The sequence below is a fragment of the Pantoea sp. UBA6567 genome, from assembly GCF_002434165.1.
GTDB lineage: Bacteria > Pseudomonadota > Gammaproteobacteria > Enterobacterales > Enterobacteriaceae > Pantoea > Pantoea eucrina.
The window spans coordinates 19,128-37,205 of record NZ_DJJN01000004.1 but is presented as its reverse complement, the minus strand read 5'-3'; the positions used below and the strand labels follow the sequence as shown (position 1 = coordinate 37,205).

Below are 18,078 nucleotides of genomic sequence, written 5' to 3'. Positions count from 1 at the left end.
GATGAACAGACATCGGCTCTGCCTGCTTACTTGTGCTGATGCCGCTGACGCTGTAGCTGATGGCGAAACTGCCTGACCTCCTGCGGTGACCAGCACCGGCTGGAGAGCGGCAACTCTTCATCAATTGCAGAGGGGAGCGGCACCTTCTCCAGCGTGCCGCGATTACAGATAGCGCGAATCAGCACGGCGGGAGAGACGCCCAGGTAGCGCGCCATATCCGATAAACGCATTAGTGATTTGCTCATTGCTGCCTCCGGTTATTTCCTGACTACAGGTATCTTCCTGCAATGCTGATGGCTGAAATTTGATCGCGATCGGCAAGTTCGTTTTTTCAGGTCAAAAAATAACCTCTCCTGCCTCTCTTCCCTGCTCTGTGCGCTGCTGTTTCTGAGGATGCTGACAGCAATGTATTCCGATCTGCCGGGCCTGATGCCATACCAGCCAGCCGGAACGGTAAATTAATATAAATAATTGGTTTCTGAGACTTAACGAGTCATCACCGCTGGCATTCTTCCCCTGCGCAGTCTACGGTTAATAAAAAAAGCGCCACGTTTATTAACCATGGATAGCCGCTATGACCGCCCATGCCGAAATTGCAGCAAATCAGGAAAACGATCTTCGCCAGCTTTGCCATGCTCTGCAGGAGAATCTTGAGCTGCTACTGCCAGCCGGACAGCCCTCCGATCGCGTGCGGGCCGCTATGCGTGCCGGCACGCTGCCGAGCGGTAAGCGCATACGTCCGCTGCTGCTGTTACTGGCGGCGCGTGACATGGGCTATGACCTGACAAAGCGTGGCATTCTCGATCTCGCATGCGCGGTTGAAATGGTGCATGCGGCCTCGCTGATACTGGATGATATTCCCTGCATGGACGATGCGCTGATGCGACGCGGTCGTCCCACCGTGCATCGCGAGTTTGGCGAAAACGTGGCTATCCTGGCAGCAGTCGCGCTGCTCAGCCGCGCTTATGAAGTTATCGCGCTCGCGCCGGATTTGCCCTCCCAGCACAAAACAGACGCCATTGCTGAACTCTCTGCGGCGGTAGGTTTGCAGGGGCTGGTTCAGGGTCAGTTTCAGGATCTGCATGAAGGTGGACAGAGCCGCAGCCCGGAAGCGATTGCCATAACCAACGAACTGAAAACCAGCGTGCTTTTTCGCGCTGCGCTGCAGATGGCGGCGATTGTGACTGATGCTGCGCCGGTAATGCGTCAGAAACTCAGCTACTTTGCGCAGGATCTGGGCCAGGCTTTTCAGCTCCTGGACGATCTTGCTGATGGCTGCAAACATACCGGTAAAGATATTCATAAAGATCAGGGCAAATCGACGCTGGTTCAGATGCTGGGTGCTGACGGTGCGGAGCGCCGTTTGCGTGAGCATCTGCGCAGCGCTGATGAACATCTTGCCTGCGCCTGTCACCGCGGCGTTGCAACCCGTCAATATATGCATGCCCTGTTTAATCAGCAGCTGGCAATGTTCAACTAACGCGGATCATCTATGGGGCATTTTGCCGTTATTGCGCCGCCACTCTATAGCCATTTTCACGCGCTGCAGTCACTGGCACAGACCCTTATCAGCCGCGGGCATCATATTACCTTTATCCAGCAGGCCGACGCACGTACGCTGCTGACCGATGAGCGCATCGCCTTTACCCCGGTGGGTGAACAAACTCATCCGGCCGGCTCTCTGGCGGCGGCTCTGCAACGCCTGGCCGCGCCCGGCGGCCTTTCCCTGTTTCGTGTAATCAATGATATGGCTGAAACCACCGATATGCTGTGTCGTGAATTACCGGCGGTATTGAAAAAACTGCAGGTGGATGGCGTGATTGCCGATCAGATGGAGGCAGCGGGCGGGCTGGTGGCTGAGGCGCTGGGCCTGCCGTTTATTTCCGTTGCCTGCGCGCTGCCGGTTAATCGCGAAGCGGGCATTCCGCTGGCGGTGATGTCGTTTCGCTATGGTCAGGATGAGAAGGCGCTGAAACGTTTTGCGGCCAGCAGCCGCATGTATGACCGCATCATGCGTCGTCATCGCCACGTTATCGCCTGCCATGCGCGCGCGTTTGGTTTATCGCCACGTTCAGGCCTGCAGGATTGTCTCTCATCGCTGGCCCAAATCAGCCAGCTGGTGCCGGCATTTGATTTTCCGCGCCATCAGCTTCCCGCCTGCTATCACGCCGTAGGGCCGCTGCGTCAGCAGAGTATCACGACTCATCTGCCGCCGCCGTGGCCCGCGCTGCGTCAGCCGGTGGTCTACGCTTCGCTGGGTACGCTTCAGGGACGCCGCTTTCGGCTGTTTCTGCGCCTGGCGCGCGCCTGCTGCAATCTCGGATTATCACTGGTTGTTGCCCACTGCGGCGGGCTGACCGCGCATCAGGTACGCAAGCTGGAGCTGGCCGGGGCGGCCTGGGTAACCGATTTTCTCGACCAGCACGCTGCCCTGCAGCATGCCCAGGTGTTTATTACGCACGCCGGACTGAATAGCGCGCTGGAAGCGCTGGCGCAGGGCATTCCAATGCTGGCGCTGCCTATTGCGTTTGACCAGCCCGGTGTGGCATCGCGTATCGAATGGCATGGCGTGGGGCGTCGCGCCTCACGCTTCAGCCGCACTCATCAGCTGGAGACACATTTGCAAATGCTGCTGTCCGATTCTCACTACCGTCTGCGCATGTCCGCGATTCAGGCGCAGCTGCAGCGCGCCGGCGGCTGTCAGCGTGCGGCTGATATCGCTGAACAGGCGCTGTGCCGGCAACAGATTGTGCTGGCGGAGGCGACCTGATGTCAGAAACGCATGCCGACCTTATTCTGGTGGGGGCCGGGCTGGCAAACGGGCTGATCGCCCTGCGGCTGATGCAGCTGCAGCCGGCCCCTGACATTCTGCTGCTGGAGAGTGCCGCTCAGCCGGCAGGCAATCATACCTGGTCGTTTCACCGCGACGATGTCAGTGACGCACAGTTTACCTGGCTGGAGCCGCTGCTATCCGCGCGCTGGCCAGGCTATCAGGTCCGCTTTCCGGCGCTGCGGCGTAATCTGCGCGGGGAGTATTGTTCCATCGCCTCACAGGACTTCGCCCGCCATCTGCGCGAAACGCTGGGAGACAGGTTGCTCACCGCAGCGCCCGTGCGCAGCGTAACACCGCAAAGCGTAACCCTGGAAAACGGCGACGTGCTGCACGCCCGCGCCGTGATTGATGGACGCGGCCTGCAGCCCACGCCACATCTGCGGCTTGGTTATCAGTCGTTTGTCGGTCAGGAGTGGCATCTGGCGCGTCCGCACGGCCTGCAGCAGCCGGTACTGATGGATGCCACGGTCGATCAGCACAGCGGCTATCGCTTTGTCTATACCCTGCCGCTCAGCGCTGAACGGCTGCTGATTGAAGATACCCACTATATCAATCACGCCACGCTCGATAGCGAACAGGCACGACAAAACATCATGCACTATGCAGAGCAGCAGGGCTGGCAGCTAAGCCGCCTGTTGCGTGAAGAACAGGGTTCCCTGCCGATCACGCTTGATGGTGATATTGAACGCTTCTGGCAGCAGCAGCAGGGTCAGCCCTGCAGCGGGCTGCGCGCCGGACTGTTTCATGCGACCACGGGCTATTCGCTGCCCTCTGCCGTTGCGCTGGCGGATGAGATCGCGGCTGCTCTGCCCTGTAATGCAGAAATGCTCAGCCAGCGTATTGAACAGTTTGCCCGCCGCCAGTGGCGCGAGCAGCATTTTTTCCGCCTGCTCAATCGTATGCTGTTCCTTGCCGGACGGCCGGAAAAACGCTGGCAGGTTATGCAACGTTTTTACCGGCTTGATGCCGGTCTTATCAGTCGCTTTTACGCCGGAGAGCTCTTTCTCAGGGATAAAGCACGCATATTATGCGGTAAACCACCGGTGCCGGTGGGAGAAGCGCTGCGCGCACTGTTGATGACTCCTTCGCTACCAGGGAAGAAAGAATGAAACGTACTTATGTGATTGGCGCGGGCTTTGGCGGCCTGGCTCTGGCTATTCGTCTGCAGGCGGCGGGTATTCCGACCACGCTACTGGAGCAGCGTGATAAACCCGGCGGGCGCGCCTACGTATGGCAGGATGAGGGCTTTACCTTTGATGCCGGTCCGACAGTGATCACCGATCCCAGCGCCATTGAAGCGCTTTTCACGCTGGCCGGAAAAAAACTCAGCGACTACGTTGAGCTGATGCCGGTCACGCCCTTTTATCGTCTCTGCTGGGAAGATGGCAAGGTGCTTGATTATGACAATAATCAGACCCTGCTGGAGCAGCAGATCGCCGCGTTTAATCCGCAGGATGTTGAAGGCTATCGCCGGTTTCTTGCCTATTCACAGGCGGTATTTAAAGAGGGGTATCTCAAACTCGGCACGGTGCCGTTCCTGAATTTCCGCGATATGCTGCGCGCCGGCCCGCAGCTGGGCCGCCTGCAGGCGTGGCGCAGCGTATACGATATGGTGGCAAAATTTATTCAGGACGATCATCTGCGCCAGGCCTTTTCGTTCCACTCTTTACTGGTGGGCGGTAATCCGTTTGCAACATCCTCTATCTACACTTTGATTCATGCGCTGGAACGCGAATGGGGCGTCTGGTTTCCGCGAGGCGGTACCGGCGCGCTGGTCGATGGCATGGCGCGGCTGTTTCGCGACCTCGGCGGCGAGCTGCTGCTTAATGCCGAAGTGAGCCAGCTGGAAACGCAGGGTAATCGCATCAGCGGCGTGCAGCTAAAAGATGGACGTCGCTTTGACGCCAGTGCCGTAGCCTCCAATGCTGATGTCGTACATACCTATGACCGGCTGCTGCAGCACCATGCGGTCGCCCGTAAGCGCGCCGCCACGCTGAAGCGGAAGCGAATGAGTAATTCGCTGTTTGTACTCTATTTTGGCCTGAACCAGCCGCACGCTCAGCTGGCGCACCATACGGTCTGCTTCGGCCCGCGTTACCGCGAGCTGATTAATGAAATATTTAACAGCAACCAGCTGGCGGACGATTTCTCGCTCTACCTGCATGCACCCTGCACCACCGATCCGTCGCTGGCACCGGCAGGCTGCGGCAGTTTTTATGTGCTGGCGCCGGTTCCGCACCTTGGCACTGCCGCAATCGACTGGCAGCAGGAAGGGCCGCGCTTCCGCGACCGTATTTTTGCTTATCTTGAGGAGCACTACATGCCAGGCCTGTGCGATCAGATAGTGACACAGCGTATGTTTACGCCGGAAGATTTCCGCGACACGCTGCACGCACATCAGGGCTCAGCGTTTTCGCTGGAGCCGATCCTTACCCAAAGCGCCTGGTTCCGGCCGCATAACCGCGACGCCGATATCAGCAATCTCTACCTGGTTGGTGCGGGCACGCATCCCGGCGCTGGCGTTCCGGGTGTCATCGGCTCAGCTAAAGCTACCGCGCAGCTGATGGTAGAGGATCTTGCCGGATGAATCAGCCTCCCCTGATTGAGCAGGTCACGCAGACCATGGCGGCGGGCTCGAAAAGCTTCGCTACCGCAGCAAAGCTTTTTGATCCGGCTACGCGCCGCAGCACGCTGATGCTCTATGCCTGGTGTCGTCACTGTGATGATGTGATTGACGGCCAGACGCTGGGTGAAGGTGGCACGCAACATCAGGTGGCAGACGCGCAAACGCGCATGCAGCATCTGCAGATTGAGACCCGCCGCGCATACAGCGGCGCGCATATGGATGAACTCGCCTTTCGTGCGTTTCAGGAAGTGGCGCTGACGCATGAACTTCCGCCCCAGCTGGCGTTTGATCATCTGGAGGGGTTCGCTATGGACGCGCGCGAAGAGCGCTACATCACCTTTGATGACACACTGCGTTACTGCTATCACGTAGCGGGCGTCGTGGGTCTGATGATGGCGCGCGTAATGGGCGTACGCGATGAGAACGTACTCGATCACGCCTGCGATCTCGGCCTGGCGTTTCAGCTGACAAATATTGCACGCGATATTGTTGAAGATGCGCAAAACGGGCGCTGCTATCTGCCGCAAAGCTGGCTGACGGAAGCCGGGTTACGTGCCAGTCAGCTGGCCGATCCGCACTATCGTGCGGCGATAGCGCCGCTGGCTGCACGCCTGGTAGCAGCGGCGGAGCCTTACTACCATTCGGCCCGCAGCGGGCTGCCCGATCTGCCGTTGCGCTCGGCGTGGGCTATCGCGACGGCCCACGGGGTGTATCGCGAAATCGGGGTAAAAGTGCAGGATGCGGGTATGCGGGCCTGGGATGCGCGGCAGCGCACCAGCAAAGGGGAAAAGCTGGCGCTGCTGCTCAAAGGCGCGGGGATTGCGCTTACTTCTCGCGTGGCGCGTCCGCAGCCGCGTCCTGCCGATCTGTGGCAGCGGCCGCGTTAGGTTTGCGACCGTGACGTTCACGTAGCGTAGCCTGCAGCTTATGCAGCGGCGGTGCGTAGAGAAAACCAAACGAGACGCAACCTTCACGCCCGCGCACCGCATGATGCATCCGATGCGCCATATATAAACGCTTCAGATAGCCTTTGCGCGGAATGTAGCGAAACGGCCAGCGCTGATGCACCAGCCCGTCATGCACCATAAAATAGAGCGCGCCGTAGGTGGTCATCCCGGCGCCGATCCACTGCAGTGGCCACATGCCCTGCACGCCATAGTAAATCAGCCCGACTGAGAGCACGGCAAACACAACGGCGTAAAGGTCGTTGAGTTCAAACCTGCTGGTATGCGGTTCATGATGAGAGAGATGCCAGCCCCATCCCCAGCCGTGCATAATATATTTGTGCGAGAGCGCCGCCACTGCTTCCATCAGTGCAACGGTTGCCAGCAAAATAAGCGTGTTCCATAACCAGAGCATGGTGCGTCCATTTTAAAAGGTCAAAGAGTAAAGGTGGACTGCGATACGGGATGCCGCAAGTCAGCATAGGTGAAATAAGCGCGAGGGTCACGCTTATCTCTGCCACAGCCGGGTCAGCTGGCATCGCGCGACAGCGGTTCTTTCAGCGGGGTTTTCGCCAGCGTGCGCGCCAGCAGTGATGAATAGAGCGGCTTGCCGCCAAAAAACTGTGCCGCCAGCGTAGCGCCCAGACAGGTAATGATCATCGGCAGGATCAGCTGATAATTGCTGGTCATCTCCAGCACCAGCACAATCCCCGTCAGCGGCGCGCGGACCGACGCGGCAAACAGCGCGCCCATACCGGCAACCGCAAAGGTGCCCGCTTCCAGATGCCACGCCGGAAACCAGGCTATAGCGATCTGGCCAAAACAGGTGCCCAGCAGCGTACCCAGCGTCAGCATGGGCGCAAAAATGCCGCCCGGTGCGCCGGAGGCAAAGCAGCAGAGCGTCACCAGCGTGCGCAGCATAAAAAGACCAAACAGCATCAGCGCGCTATATTCGCCGCCAGAGAATGCCGGGATCAGCGTTATCCCGCCACCGGCCGCCTGCGGCAGCAGCATACTCAGTACACCGCAAAGTCCGGCCAGCACGCTGCCCCACAGCACCCACGCCGTGGTGCGCCCGCGATGCAGACGCTGAAAGCGATCCTGCATGGTGAAGATCAGCCGGTTAAACGCGACGCCGACAGCGCCAAACACCACCCCCAGCAGCAGATAGAGCCATAATGTATCAGTGGGCGCATCTCTGAGCTGGCCGATATCGATGATAGCGCTATTGCCCTCGCAGAGCCGGTAGACGATGCTGGCCATGATGACGCCAACAAATACCGCTTTGATTGAAACCAGACTGTAGCGAAACTGCGGACGCATCTCTTCAATAATAAATAAAATCCCCGCCAGCGGTGCGTTGAAGGCCGCTGCAAGACCGGCTGCCGCACCGGTTGCGAGCAGCGTGTGGCGCGATTCAGCGCTGCGCAGGCGAAACAGATCGCTGCACATGCCGCCGATATTCCCGCCCAGCTGCACCGTCGGTCCTTCCCGACCCAGCACCATCCCGGAACCGAGTGCGCCCATGCCGCCAAAAAATTTTACCGGCAATACGCGCCACCAGCGTACCGGGCGCAGCTCTTCCAGCGCACCTTCAATTTCCGGAATGCCCGAGCCACCCGCCTCAGGCGCAAAGCGGCGCACCAGAAAATAGCCCACGCCGCCCATGATGGCAGAGGCGGCAAAGGCAGAGATCGCTCCGGTCACGAAACCGCTATGCTGTGCACTGAGCGTATCGATACGCAGCTGCAGCATCAGGTTGACCGCCCGGTTAAATGCCACACCCACCAGGCCGGTCAGGGTGCCGACCAGCGCCGCCAGCAGCAAAAGCCTTACCGGCGTGGTGTCCCGGCGCAGCAGCGTTTGCAGCCGCATAAACCGGCCAGGGCGACGCATAGTCTCTTCAGCGTCAGAAGGTGTAACAGGCATCAGTTTCTCCTAATCAGAAATCCATGTGCAGCGTCCCGGCGCCCTGCACCGTTCCAGCATAGTCAAAAGCGGGCAGCCCGTAACCTGGTCATTCGCAACAGAATTTTACGCTGCGGTTAATTCATATACAGTCCGCAACCGCGCTGTCACCGCGCGCGACAGAATGTGTCACAGAATTGCGGCTGGCGGATTGACGCGGCGCCTGCAAATCACCATCATCCTGGCCATCGCCCTTGTGGCCAGATTCATTACTATCGGAGCGGGATGTGTCAGAACTCAGTAACGCATTGCTTGAAGAGATTACCAGCGAGGTCCGGCCGCTGACGCAGCAGGGAAAGGTGGCGGATTATATTCCGGCGCTGGCGGACGTGGAGCCTGACCAGCTGGGGATCGCAATCTGTACCCCGTCAGGTGAGTGCTATCAGGCGGGTGATGCCGCTACGCGCTTTTCAGTGCAATCCATCTCTAAGGTGCTGTCGCTGACGGTGGCCCTGACGCTGTATGAAGACGCTGAAATCTGGCAGCGCGTGGGTAAAGAGCCATCCGGACAGGCGTTTAATTCGCTGGTCCAGCTGGAGCTGGAACAGGGCAAACCGCGTAACCCCTTTATTAACGCCGGCGCGCTGGTGATGTGCGATTTGCTGGAGAGCCGCCTGACGGCTCCGCGCCAGCGCATGCTGGAATTTGTCCGTGGCCTGGCGCAGCAGGAGGATATTCTGTATGACCGCGGCGTCGCGCGCTCTGAGTATGAGCACTCTGCCCGGAACGCTGCCATTGCCTGGCTGATGAAATCGTTTGGCAATTTTAATAACGATGTCAGCAAGGTGATGGAGACCTATTTTCACTACTGTTCGCTGGCCATGAGCTGCAACGAACTGGCGCGTACATTTCTCTATCTGGCCAACCAGGGACGCACACAGGATAATCGCCGGGCGGTGATCTCGCCGCGTCAGGCGCGTCAGGTGAATGCGCTGATGATGACCAGCGGCATGTATGATGGCGCCGGCGAATTTGCCTGGCGGGTGGGCATGCCGGCCAAATCCGGCGTGGGCGGCGGCATTATTGCGGTGATCCCGGGGGAGATGAGCATTGCCGTCTGGTCTCCGGCGCTGGATCGCTCAGGCAATTCACTGGCCGGCACCGCGCTGCTGGAGAAGCTGAGCGACCGCCTGGGCCGCTCGGTATTCTGACCCTTAGCTCACCTGATTACGCGGTTTATCCTGCGCAAACGCCTCCAGGTTGGCTTCAATACCGCGCAGCAGATTCGCCACGCCCTGCCGGGTTGCCCAGGCGATATGCGGCGTCAGCAGCAGCCGGGGCACGCCGGGTTGCAGCAGCGGATGCGTAGCGGGTGGCGGCTCACTGCTCAGCACGTCCAGCGCCGCGCCGCCGAGGGTTCCCTGACGCAGCGCGGCCGCCAGATCCTCCTCTTCAATCAGTCCGCCGCGCGCGGTGTTGATCAGTAACGCTCCCGGTTTCATCGCGGCCAGCGTCTGCCGGTTGATCATCTGCTGCGTCTGCGGCGTCAGCGGGCAGTGCAGCGTCAGTACGTCGCTGCGCGCCAGCACCTCATCAAAGGCGGTATAGCCGGCGCGGACGGCTGCCGCCCCCGGCCGTTCAGCATAGAGCACCGTCATACCCAGCGCCTGCGCCATCTCACCCGCTGCGCTGCCAATATCGCCTTTGCCGACCACGCCCAGTACCGCACCCTGAATATCCTGCAGCGGCTCGCGATGGATACAAAAGTGCGGCGAGGCGGGCCACGCGTCGCGGCTGCTGATGGCGTAATCCATCAGATGTCGCCGCAGCGCGAACAGCGCAGCGATTACCCCCTCCGCCACGCTGCGGGTGGAGTAGCCGGGTACATTGCTGACCACAATGCCCTGCGCCCGGCAGGCGTCAAGGTCGATACAGTCATAGCCGGTAGCCGTGACGCAGATATAGCGCAGTTCAGGCAGCTGCCGCAGCGTGTCGGCGCGCAGCGGGACTTTATTTGTCATGGCTATCGTCGCCCCCTGCAGGGCAGACACAATCTCCGCGGGTGCGGTCTGTCCGCGCCAGACCCATGCACTGCACCATTCTGGCTGCGCCGGCCGTTCGGGCAGCGTATCACCATCCAGCATCACTATTTTCATCTTCGCTCCGCTTTATTGTTTCTGCACTGTTCTCATCAGGTTGCATTAAGGTTAACAAAAACGGCGTCCGGGGTGAGCTTTTTCAAAAAATGCGAATTATTTCCCTCTCCGGCGGCGTTTGTTTAACGCGGCAGCGGCAATCGCGTTACAATTCCGCCTCTTCTCTGACGTGACCTGCTATCTGCTATGACGGTTTTACCTGCACTTCGCCAGCGCCTTACTGCCTGCCTCGCCATTCTGGCGGTGCTGCTGCTGTTTGTTGCGCCGGTGGTGTCGAAAAGCCTGATTGAGCAGCAGCGCGTTTCGCAGCCTGCCCCGGCCATGATGGAGATGGATCATCATCAGATGATGGAGCACGCCATGCCGGGCATGATGCATCATGACGCGGACGACGGCGAACTTGCCTGCGGCTACTGCGATCTGCTGGTGCATGTGCCGCTGATGATTTGGGTGTTTATTCCCTTTATCTGGCTGATGCTGCTTCACTCCCGTGCGCCACCGCTGCCGCGGCGCGCGGCACCCGTAGTGCGCAGGCGGGTGGCCATACCCCGTCCGCGCGGACCGCCTTCCCCGCTTCTTAACTGAATCCGCTTTAACGTGGCGCGGGCGCAGCGTGCTGCCTGTCGCCCCGGTTGTTTACTTTCAGAAGGAAGACGCTTTTGTCTGCTGTTAATTCTGCAGCACCGCGCGGCGCGGTGCTCAATCTGCTTCGCCGCCTGCATTTTTATATCGGCCTGTTCGTTGCGCCGTTTATCTTTATTGCTGCGCTGAGCGGCACGCTCTATGTGCTCACGCCTCAGCTCGAACAGCTGGTCTATCACGATGCGCTGACGGTAACGCCCGCTGGTGAACCGCAGCCGCTGTCGGCTCAGATCGGCGCGGCACGTGCCAGGGCTGGCGCAGATGCGCATATTTACGCGGTGCGACCGGCACCGGGTGCAGAGGAGACCACCCGCGTGCAGTTCAGCGATCCGGCGCTGGGCGCCTCGACCTCGCGCGCGCTGTTTATCGATCCCTATACCCTGCAGATAAAGGGAGATATGCCGGTCTACGGAACCAGCGGCATACTGCCGCTGCGCACCACGCTCGATTTGCTGCACAGCAGCCTGCTGCTGGGCGATGCCGGACGCAACTACAGCGAGCTGGCGGCAAGCTGGCTCTGGGTAGCCGCGCTGGGTGGCGTGGTGTTGTGGCTGGCGACCCGGCCGAAGCGCCGGCTTAAACCGGCACGCAGCGGGTTGGCTTTCAGCCGCCACTGGCACGCCACCCTGGGACTGCTGCTGCTGCTCGGGCTGCTGTTCTTCTCTGCGACCGGCCTCACCTGGTCACAGTGGGCAGGCGCGAACATCGATAAAATGCGCAGTGAGCTGAACTGGCTGACGCCGCAGGTCAGAACGGTACTCGATCCGGATGCACCGGTCGCCCCCGCCGATCCGCACGCCGATCATCACAGTATGTCAGTGACCGATATGGCGGCGATGCGCAAACCCGGCATGCCCATGATGAAACCGGCGCCCGCCAATATGCCTGATGCTGACTGGGACCAGGCGCTGAATGCCGCGCGCGCGAACGGGATTGATGCAGCGAAAGTGGAGCTGCGCCAGCCGAAAAACAGCGGCAGCGCCTGGACCGTCACGGAAATCGATCGCCGCTGGCCCACGCAGGTGGATGCGGTGTCGGTGGATCCGCACAGTTTCGCGATCGTGGATCGCGCTGAATTTGCCCGCTTTCCGCTGGTGGCAAAACTGACCCGCTGGGGCGTGGATGCTCATATGGGTGTGCTGTTTGGTCTGCCCAATCAGCTGCTGCTGGCTCTCTTTGGTCTCGGCCTCTGCACCATGATTGTGCTGGGCTACCGCATGTGGTGGCTGCGCCGCCCCGCTTCGGCTGCTACCAGCCCGTTTGAGACGCTAACGGCAAGCTGGCTGGCGCTGCCGCTCACGGCGCGCCTGCTCTCCCTGCTGCTGGCCGTAGCGCTGGGGTATGCGCTGCCGGTCATGGGTGTCAGCCTGCTGCTGTTTTTAGCCATCGATTATCTGCGCTGGCGCAGACAGCAGCGTACGCCAATGACTGAAGCGGAGATCCTCGCTGCACAGCAGTCGCCGCTGGGCATTATTCGCGCCCGCTTTACGGTCAAACGTAAAGAGATGCGCTATTTTCTGCGCGGCCTGTTCATTCTGGCGCTGATTGTCGGTACGGTGATGAGTAATGCGATTATCGGTGGCGTGATCGATCAGTATGGTATTCCGTTCAGCCACTGGTCGCTGACCATGTATCTGACGCAGGGCTTTATGATTACGCTCTACACGCTGGTATTTACCGGACTGATGTCGATTCCGCTCTGGTACTTCTTTCTCGGCGAGCAGGACGATTCAGCAAACAAAGGGTAAAAAAAAGAGGTGGCTGAGCCACCTCTTTTCATCTCTGCATCAGAAATCAGCTTTCAGCACAACGCGGTAGTTCGCTTTACCGGCGCGCACATGCTCCAGCGCATCGTTGATTTTTGACATCGGGAACTCTTCTACCTGCGGCGCGATATCAGTACGAGCGGCGAGGCGCATCAGCGTACGCAGCTGGCCCGGCGAGCCGGTAGAGGAGCCGGTTACCGCGCGATCGCCCATGATCAGGGTAAATGCCGGAACCGGGAACGGCTTCATTACTGCACCAACGGTATGGAACTTACCGTGCGGGGCCAGCGCCTGGAAATAGGGCTGCCAGTCGAGATCGACCGCAACCGTACTGATAATCAGGTCAAACTGACCCGCCAGCGCCTTCAGCGCTTTTGGATCGCGGCTGTTGACCACGCGATCGGCGCCCATCGCTTTAACAGATTCAGTTTTGCTGGCGTTTGAACTAAACGCGGTCACCTCTGCACCCATGGCACGCAGCAGTTTGATGGCCATATGGCCCAGACCGCCAATTCCGATGACGCCGACGCGGCTGTTAACGTTGATGTTGTGCATCAGCAGCGGTTTGAATACGGTAATACCACCGCAGAGCAGCGGGCCGGCTGACGTGATATCAATTGATTCCGGTAGCGGGATCACCCACTGCCAGTCCGCACGCAGGTGGCTGGCGAAGCCGCCTTTGTTCATAATGGTCGGGACAGAGCCTTTTTCGCAGTTTACCTGCTCGCCGTTAATACAGGCATCGCAGTGCTGACAACTTTTCGCCGTCCAGCCGATGCCCACGCGCTGGCCCACTTTCAGCCCTTTGTTTTGCGCTGCGGCTCCCAGCTCGCTGATGCGGCCGATAACTTCATGCCCGGCAATGACCGGGAAAGAGGAGATGCCCCACTCATTGTCGATCATAGAGAGATCGGAGTGGCAGACACCGCAGTAGTCCACTTCGACCATCACCTCTTCCGCGTTCAGCGGACCAGCTTCATATTCGTGCGGCACCAGTGCTTCGCCCGCTTTCATCGCGGCATAGCTTTTGATTTTCATTCCAGTCCTCTGTTTTTTAGTTACGACCCGGCAAGTTTAGCAGAGGCGCCGTGATGATTTAGGCGAGCAACCAGGCAACCAGCCCGATCAAAAACGCTGCGGGGCGCAAAAAGCATTAAGGGTTAAAGCGAACCGGGTGCAGATCGGCGCTGTTGCGCCTCCGGTCACTCTCCACCCGGCTCAACGCTAAAACTCCGGCTCTTCACCCGGCAGCGGCTCAGAGAGCGACTGCCCCTCTGCCCCGGCATAAAAAATAATCAGCTCGGTTGCCTGCTCAGCGGTATAGCCGCGATGCGCACTGTTAACCGTCTCATTCAGCGCTTCACCGGCATTAAAATGCTGGCGCCGGCCGCTCTCTTTATCTTCAATAATCAGCTGGCCCGACAGCACGTAAGCCGTGTTGGGCATGGGATGCGTATGCCACGGCAGTTCACTGTGGGGCGGCAGCGACATGCGCATAACGGAAATCTGTGGCTTGCCTGACGGATAGCAGTCGTAAGCCTGACCGTTCCATGCGGTGCCGCTCTCTGACACCAGTTCATGCACGATTTCACTGTTTTTTGAGTTCGTCATCTTTTCTCCTGTTACTTTGCGCGTTACCGGAGTGTAGAACATTGCTGCGCTTACCGACGCGCGCGCTGGATTTTGCTCAGCGTTCAAGCTGCTCCCGGCATTCGCTGAAGAGTCCGATAAGATGATCGGCCACCGCGCGTACGCGACCCGACGTTGCCAGATCGGCGTGCATTACCAGCCACAGCGGCTGATCGGCACTACTGTCGCGCTGCAGGCAATGCAAACCGCTGGCTCTGGCCATAAAGTGCGGCAACACGCCAACGCCCAGTCCGGCCGTCACCGCCGCAACCTGCGCGGTCAGCGTGTTGGCTTCCAGCCGGCAGGGCCTGCCGCGCAGCACGCGCTTGATCCAGCGGGCGGCAGGCAGATGCTGGTGTGATTCAGACCAGCCGATACAGGGCGCTTCATTGAGGGTAAAAGGTGCTGAAGCGTGCAGTAATGACGGCGCCATATACAGACCGAATCCCAGGGTTCCCAGCCGTCTGATGGTCAGGTTGCCCGCCTCAGGGCGAACCAGACGAATCGCCAGATCGGCCTCTCTGCGGTGCAGATTGACTGACTGCACCCCGCTCAGCACCTCCAGCCGAAGCGCCGGATGCGTCTGCAGCAGAGACGGCAGTGAAGGCAGAATAAAATGGGTGGCCAGATTATCCGACGTTGCCAGCCGTACCAGTCCGGCCACCGCTCCCTGCAGCTGCGCTTTTTCTGTCACCGCCCGCCCCGCCTCTTCCAGCGCCTCCGCCCGCTCCAGCAGCGCTTCGCCATCATCCGTTAGCCGGTATCCGCTCTGATGCCGGCTGAACAGCGGCAGTCCCAGCGACTGCTCCAGCCGGTCCAGCTTTCTGGAGACGGTCGCGATGCCGGTTTCCAGCGCACTCGCCGCGCCGCTCAGCGTTCCGGCGCGGGCGATTGCCAGAAAGATCCTGATGTCATCCCAGTAAAATTCACTCTTCATAGTTTCCATTTATGGAAAATAGCCTTCCATTCTCCGCACTGTTTTCCCGATTTCGATCAGATGATACTGCGCATCCCCGGGAAGTTAAACCGGTTAAGAATTCCGGAATCTGAACATAAGGAGACTGCACCATGAATGACACTGTTATCGCTACGCACGCTGTGCCAGCGCGTAACTGGATTGCTATTGCCGCGCTCGGCCTCAGCGCTTTTACTATTGTCACCAGCGAGCTGGCGCCGGTAGGGATGCTGAACGCCCTGGCAAACGATCTGCACCAGCCTGCTGCCACCACCGGACTGATTGTTACCGCTTATGGCTGGGTCGCTGCGCTGGCTGCACTCTGCTCCGGCATGCTGCCAGCACGCACTCCGCGCAAGGCGCTGCTGGTTGGATTAATGGTGATTCTGGCGGGCTCCTGTCTGATGGCGATGCGCGCTTACGCTCTGCCCGTGCTAATGACCGCCCGCATTACCGGTGCGCTGGCCCATGGCGTATTCTGGGCGCTGATTGGCACCGTTGCCGCCCGGCTGGTGCCGGCCAGCAGGCTGGGACTGGCGACATCAGTGATATTTGGCGGCGTCTCAGCCGCCAGCGTACTGGGCGTACCGCTTGCCAGCTTTATGGCTGCTGCTGCCGGCTGGCGCAGCGCGTTCGGTGCCATTGCGCTGCTTGCACTGGCCGCCGCCGTGGTTCTCTGGCGCACGCTTCCGGCTCTGACGCCTCCTGCCCCCTTAAAACTGAATGACTATCTGGCTATTTTTCGTCATCGCACGCTGTTGACGCTGTTTGGCGCAACGGCAGCCGTCATCACCGCGCACTTTGCCGCGTTTACCTATATCGATCCGCTGCTGACGTTAAAGCAGGGTATTGCCCCTGCTGCGGTTTCCGCCCTGCTGCTGATGGCCGGCATCGCCGGCGTAGCGGGCAATATGATTGCCGGGAAGTTGATCGATCGGCATCTCAGGGGCCTGATTCTTTCAGCGCTGCTGCTGAGCGCGCTGGCGCTGGGCGCACTCAGCATCGCCGCATTGCCGCACGGCCTGACCGCGCTGCTGCTGGCACTCTGGAGCGCCGGGATCGCAGTAATATTCGTCGGGCTGCAGACCTGGCTGCTGCGCAGTGCCGGTACGGCCGCGCAGCCCGCTTCTGCGCTCTATGTCGCGATATTTAATGCCGCCATCGGCAGCGGTGCGCTGGCAGGAGGACATCTGGCTGGGCTTATCGGCCTGCAGAAGATGGTGCTGATGGCAGCAGCAGTGATGCTCGTCAGCAGCCTGTTCATACTGCGGCTGCGCACTCCGCGTTAATCACCCCGGACCGGCGCCGATGACATCTTTTCATCTGTGGCAACCGCTGCCGCAATGTAATCAATAAACGCCCTGACTTTTGCGCTCAGGGCGGAACGCTCACTGACGCAGGCGTAAATGATCATCGGCAGCGACTGAATCGCCTGTTTGTCGTCAGTAAACAGCGGGATTAGCTGGCCGCTGGCGATCAGCGGCCGGGCGATAAAGCTTGCCAGCCGTGCAATTCCGCCACCGCTGACGGCAATTCTGGCAATAATATCGATATCGTCACTGATAAAACGGGGATTCAGCCGGGCGGTAACGACCTCCCCGTCTGCGCTGAAGCTCCAGGGAAGAAACCGGCCATCTGTGGGATAACGAAACACCAGACAGGCGTGCTCGCTCAGCTCGTCAATGCGTTGCGGGGTACCTGCACGGGAGAGATAAGCGGGTGCCGCACAGAAAATAAACGGCAGGGATGCGATTTTTCGCGCCACCAGCCGATCGTTCAGCTGCGCCTCAATGCGCAGGCTGACGTCGATATTTTCCAGCCGGTGATCGACATCACGATCGGTAGCGATCAGTTCTATGTCAATTCCGGGGAACATTTCATTAAAAGCCGGCATAAGAGGGGCAACCACGTAGCGGCCAAACGCCGCGGTGGTGGCAATGCGCAGCGGACCCTGCGGTCCGGTTTCCACAGCGGCAGCCTGCGCAGCAAGCGCAATATCATACGGTATATGGCGGACTTTGGCGTAATAACGCTGACCGCTTTCCGTCAGGACCATACTGCGGGTGGTGCGTGAAAGCAGACGCACGCCGAGGTGCGTTTCGAGCCGGGCCAGGCTCTGGCTTACGGCTGCAGCACTCATTCCTCTGGAGCGGGCAGCAGCGGCAATAGTGCCGTTTTCCACTACGCGAACAAAATTGTCGATCAACCCCAGCATATCCATCAGCGGCCCGCTCTTTTCGTAAATGTTGCTTAGCAATGATTAAAGCACAGCTGTGCTTTTTTTGTCCGGCACTGGCCCGTAAGGTAGCCGCTGTTTCTTAACTTACCGGTCAGGAGAGATCTTATGATTAAAGCAATTGCGTCAGCTGGCGTGCGCTTACGGCTGCCACATCGGGTTACCCCTTATATATTTTCTCTGTACATGGCGACCATTATGGCGTTTCTGATGAGCCTGGTTATTACGCTGGCAGAGTCTGGTCCAGGCCCGCATTATATGACAAATGTGATGAATGCTTATCAGGTGGCGATGCCTGCTGCCTTTGTCTGCATTCTGCTTGTACGTCCGGTGGTTATCCGGCTGGTGGCGCTAACCGTTCACGGCCACTAATCTCCTGCACA

Annotated in this window: 18 protein-coding genes; 10 read left to right on the top strand and 8 right to left on the bottom strand. The window is 59.6% G+C overall.

All coding sequences use genetic code 11. From position 1 onward, the window contains the following. Window positions 1-26: 26 nt before the first annotated feature. Complete coding sequence (locus tag B4M48_RS03595) at window positions 27-245, bottom strand: hypothetical protein (RefSeq protein WP_040113660.1); 219 nt, start codon at window positions 243-245, stop codon at window positions 27-29. Between the two features lie 329 nt (window positions 246-574). Here B4M48_RS03595 and B4M48_RS03590 point away from each other — a divergent pair, with 329 nt between their 5' ends. The 5 genes from B4M48_RS03590 to crtB are packed head-to-tail and all read left to right on the top strand — an operon-like array spanning window position 575 to window position 6,346. Further along, window positions 575-1,480 (top strand): polyprenyl synthetase family protein, encoded by a 906-nt coding sequence (locus B4M48_RS03590; RefSeq protein ID WP_071668403.1) that lies wholly within the window; start codon window positions 575-577, stop codon window positions 1,478-1,480. A gap of 12 nt (window positions 1,481-1,492) precedes the next feature. Then, window positions 1,493-2,770: a glycosyltransferase gene (locus B4M48_RS03585; protein WP_288655965.1), complete on the top strand. Its 1,278-nt coding sequence runs from the start codon at window positions 1,493-1,495 to the stop codon at window positions 2,768-2,770. Next, complete coding sequence (crtY, locus tag B4M48_RS03580) at window positions 2,770-3,942, top strand: lycopene beta-cyclase CrtY (protein ID WP_250341405.1); 1,173 nt, start codon at window positions 2,770-2,772, stop codon at window positions 3,940-3,942. The genes B4M48_RS03585 and crtY overlap by 1 nt, the downstream gene beginning before the upstream one ends. Further along, window positions 3,939-5,420: a phytoene desaturase gene (locus B4M48_RS03575; protein WP_288655961.1), complete on the top strand. Its 1,482-nt coding sequence runs from the start codon at window positions 3,939-3,941 to the stop codon at window positions 5,418-5,420. Before crtY ends, B4M48_RS03575 begins: the two co-directional genes overlap by 4 nt. Continuing rightward, window positions 5,417-6,346 carry a 15-cis-phytoene synthase CrtB gene (crtB, locus tag B4M48_RS03570; protein ID WP_071668407.1) on the top strand — a complete coding sequence of 310 codons (930 nt, stop codon included), beginning with the start codon at window positions 5,417-5,419 and terminating at the stop codon, window positions 6,344-6,346. Before B4M48_RS03575 ends, crtB begins: the two co-directional genes overlap by 4 nt. Here the strand turns inward: crtB and B4M48_RS03565 are convergent. Both B4M48_RS03565 and clcA read right to left on the bottom strand, forming a co-directional pair. Continuing rightward, entirely contained in the window at window positions 6,285-6,818 is a 534-nt protein-coding gene (locus B4M48_RS03565) for a sterol desaturase family protein (protein WP_040113672.1), read from the bottom strand. The two genes, crtB and B4M48_RS03565, sit on opposite strands and share 62 nt — an antisense overlap. Window positions 6,819-6,931: 113 nt before the next feature. Next, a complete protein-coding gene (gene clcA, locus B4M48_RS03560) occupies window positions 6,932-8,332 on the bottom strand; it encodes a H(+)/Cl(-) exchange transporter ClcA (protein ID WP_250341404.1) in 1,401 nt (466 codons plus the stop codon). Between the two features lie 266 nt (window positions 8,333-8,598). On the opposite strand from clcA, the gene glsB reads away from it, so the two are divergent. After that, complete coding sequence (gene glsB, locus B4M48_RS03555) at window positions 8,599-9,522, top strand: glutaminase B (protein ID WP_040113675.1); 924 nt, start codon at window positions 8,599-8,601, stop codon at window positions 9,520-9,522. 3 nt (window positions 9,523-9,525) lie between these two features. On the opposite strand, the gene B4M48_RS03550 is transcribed toward glsB, so the two are convergent. Then, entirely contained in the window at window positions 9,526-10,467 is a 942-nt protein-coding gene (locus tag B4M48_RS03550) for a D-2-hydroxyacid dehydrogenase (protein WP_040113677.1), read from the bottom strand. 186 nt (window positions 10,468-10,653) lie between these two features. Here B4M48_RS03550 and B4M48_RS03545 point away from each other — a divergent pair, with 186 nt between their 5' ends. Beyond that, window positions 10,654-11,052 (top strand): DUF2946 domain-containing protein, encoded by a 399-nt coding sequence (locus tag B4M48_RS03545; RefSeq protein ID WP_040113679.1) that lies wholly within the window; start codon window positions 10,654-10,656, stop codon window positions 11,050-11,052. Between the two features lie 74 nt (window positions 11,053-11,126). Continuing rightward, window positions 11,127-12,857, top strand: a complete 1,731-nt coding sequence (locus B4M48_RS03540) for a DUF2534 family protein (RefSeq protein WP_250341402.1) — start codon at window positions 11,127-11,129, stop codon at window positions 12,855-12,857. 39 nt (window positions 12,858-12,896) lie between these two features. Here B4M48_RS03540 and ahr read toward each other — a convergent pair whose 3' ends face one another. From ahr to B4M48_RS03525, 3 genes are all read right to left on the bottom strand, one after another. Further along, complete coding sequence (gene ahr / locus B4M48_RS03535; RefSeq protein ID WP_040113682.1) at window positions 12,897-13,913, bottom strand: NADPH-dependent aldehyde reductase Ahr; 1,017 nt, start codon at window positions 13,911-13,913, stop codon at window positions 12,897-12,899. Window positions 13,914-14,099: 186 nt separating this feature from the next. Then, window positions 14,100-14,486: a cupin domain-containing protein gene (locus tag B4M48_RS03530; RefSeq protein ID WP_071668413.1), complete on the bottom strand. Its 387-nt coding sequence runs from the start codon at window positions 14,484-14,486 to the stop codon at window positions 14,100-14,102. A 76-nt stretch (window positions 14,487-14,562) separates the two neighbouring features. Beyond that, window positions 14,563-15,441: a LysR family transcriptional regulator gene (locus B4M48_RS03525; RefSeq protein ID WP_071668431.1), complete on the bottom strand. Its 879-nt coding sequence runs from the start codon at window positions 15,439-15,441 to the stop codon at window positions 14,563-14,565. Window positions 15,442-15,572: 131 nt separating this feature from the next. Between B4M48_RS03525 and B4M48_RS03520 the strand changes: the two genes are divergently transcribed. Next, the gene (locus B4M48_RS03520) at window positions 15,573-16,748 is read left to right on the top strand and encodes an MFS transporter (RefSeq protein ID WP_288655956.1); all 1,176 of its coding nucleotides are present in this window, start codon (window positions 15,573-15,575) and stop codon (window positions 16,746-16,748) included. Here B4M48_RS03520 and B4M48_RS03515 read toward each other — a convergent pair. Further along, window positions 16,745-17,680, bottom strand: a complete 936-nt coding sequence (locus B4M48_RS03515; protein ID WP_052246552.1) for a LysR family transcriptional regulator — start codon at window positions 17,678-17,680, stop codon at window positions 16,745-16,747. The two genes, B4M48_RS03520 and B4M48_RS03515, sit on opposite strands and share 4 nt — an antisense overlap. 123 nt (window positions 17,681-17,803) lie before the next feature. On the opposite strand from B4M48_RS03515, the gene B4M48_RS03510 reads away from it, so the two are divergent. Next, window positions 17,804-18,067 carry a DUF2798 domain-containing protein gene (locus B4M48_RS03510; protein ID WP_040113687.1) on the top strand — a complete coding sequence of 88 codons (264 nt, stop codon included), beginning with the start codon at window positions 17,804-17,806 and terminating at the stop codon, window positions 18,065-18,067. Window positions 18,068-18,078 lie beyond the last annotated feature (11 nt).

What these genes read in the sequence shown, in the direction of transcription:
- B4M48_RS03520 (WP_288655956.1), top strand. Translation starts at nt 15,573, where the DNA reads ATGAATGACACTGTTATCGCTACGCACGCTGTGCCAGCGCGTAACTGG.
- ahr (WP_040113682.1), bottom strand. Translation starts at nt 13,913, where the DNA reads ATGAAAATCAAAAGCTATGCCGCGATGAAAGCGGGCGAAGCACTGGTG.
- B4M48_RS03525 (WP_071668431.1), bottom strand. Translation starts at nt 15,441, where the DNA reads ATGAAGAGTGAATTTTACTGGGATGACATCAGGATCTTTCTGGCAATC.
- crtB (WP_071668407.1), top strand. Translation starts at nt 5,417, where the DNA reads ATGAATCAGCCTCCCCTGATTGAGCAGGTCACGCAGACCATGGCGGCG.
- B4M48_RS03510 (WP_040113687.1), top strand. Translation starts at nt 17,804, where the DNA reads ATGATTAAAGCAATTGCGTCAGCTGGCGTGCGCTTACGGCTGCCACAT.
- B4M48_RS03575 (WP_288655961.1), top strand. Translation starts at nt 3,939, where the DNA reads ATGAAACGTACTTATGTGATTGGCGCGGGCTTTGGCGGCCTGGCTCTG.
- B4M48_RS03585 (WP_288655965.1), top strand. Translation starts at nt 1,493, where the DNA reads ATGGGGCATTTTGCCGTTATTGCGCCGCCACTCTATAGCCATTTTCAC.
- B4M48_RS03590 (WP_071668403.1), top strand. Translation starts at nt 575, where the DNA reads ATGACCGCCCATGCCGAAATTGCAGCAAATCAGGAAAACGATCTTCGC.
- B4M48_RS03515 (WP_052246552.1), bottom strand. Translation starts at nt 17,680, where the DNA reads ATGGATATGCTGGGGTTGATCGACAATTTTGTTCGCGTAGTGGAAAAC.
- B4M48_RS03550 (WP_040113677.1), bottom strand. Translation starts at nt 10,467, where the DNA reads ATGAAAATAGTGATGCTGGATGGTGATACGCTGCCCGAACGGCCGGCG.
- crtY (WP_250341405.1), top strand. Translation starts at nt 2,770, where the DNA reads ATGTCAGAAACGCATGCCGACCTTATTCTGGTGGGGGCCGGGCTGGCA.
- B4M48_RS03565 (WP_040113672.1), bottom strand. Translation starts at nt 6,818, where the DNA reads ATGCTCTGGTTATGGAACACGCTTATTTTGCTGGCAACCGTTGCACTG.
- clcA (WP_250341404.1), bottom strand. Translation starts at nt 8,332, where the DNA reads ATGCCTGTTACACCTTCTGACGCTGAAGAGACTATGCGTCGCCCTGGC.
- B4M48_RS03595 (WP_040113660.1), bottom strand. Translation starts at nt 245, where the DNA reads ATGAGCAAATCACTAATGCGTTTATCGGATATGGCGCGCTACCTGGGC.
- B4M48_RS03530 (WP_071668413.1), bottom strand. Translation starts at nt 14,486, where the DNA reads ATGACGAACTCAAAAAACAGTGAAATCGTGCATGAACTGGTGTCAGAG.
- B4M48_RS03545 (WP_040113679.1), top strand. Translation starts at nt 10,654, where the DNA reads ATGACGGTTTTACCTGCACTTCGCCAGCGCCTTACTGCCTGCCTCGCC.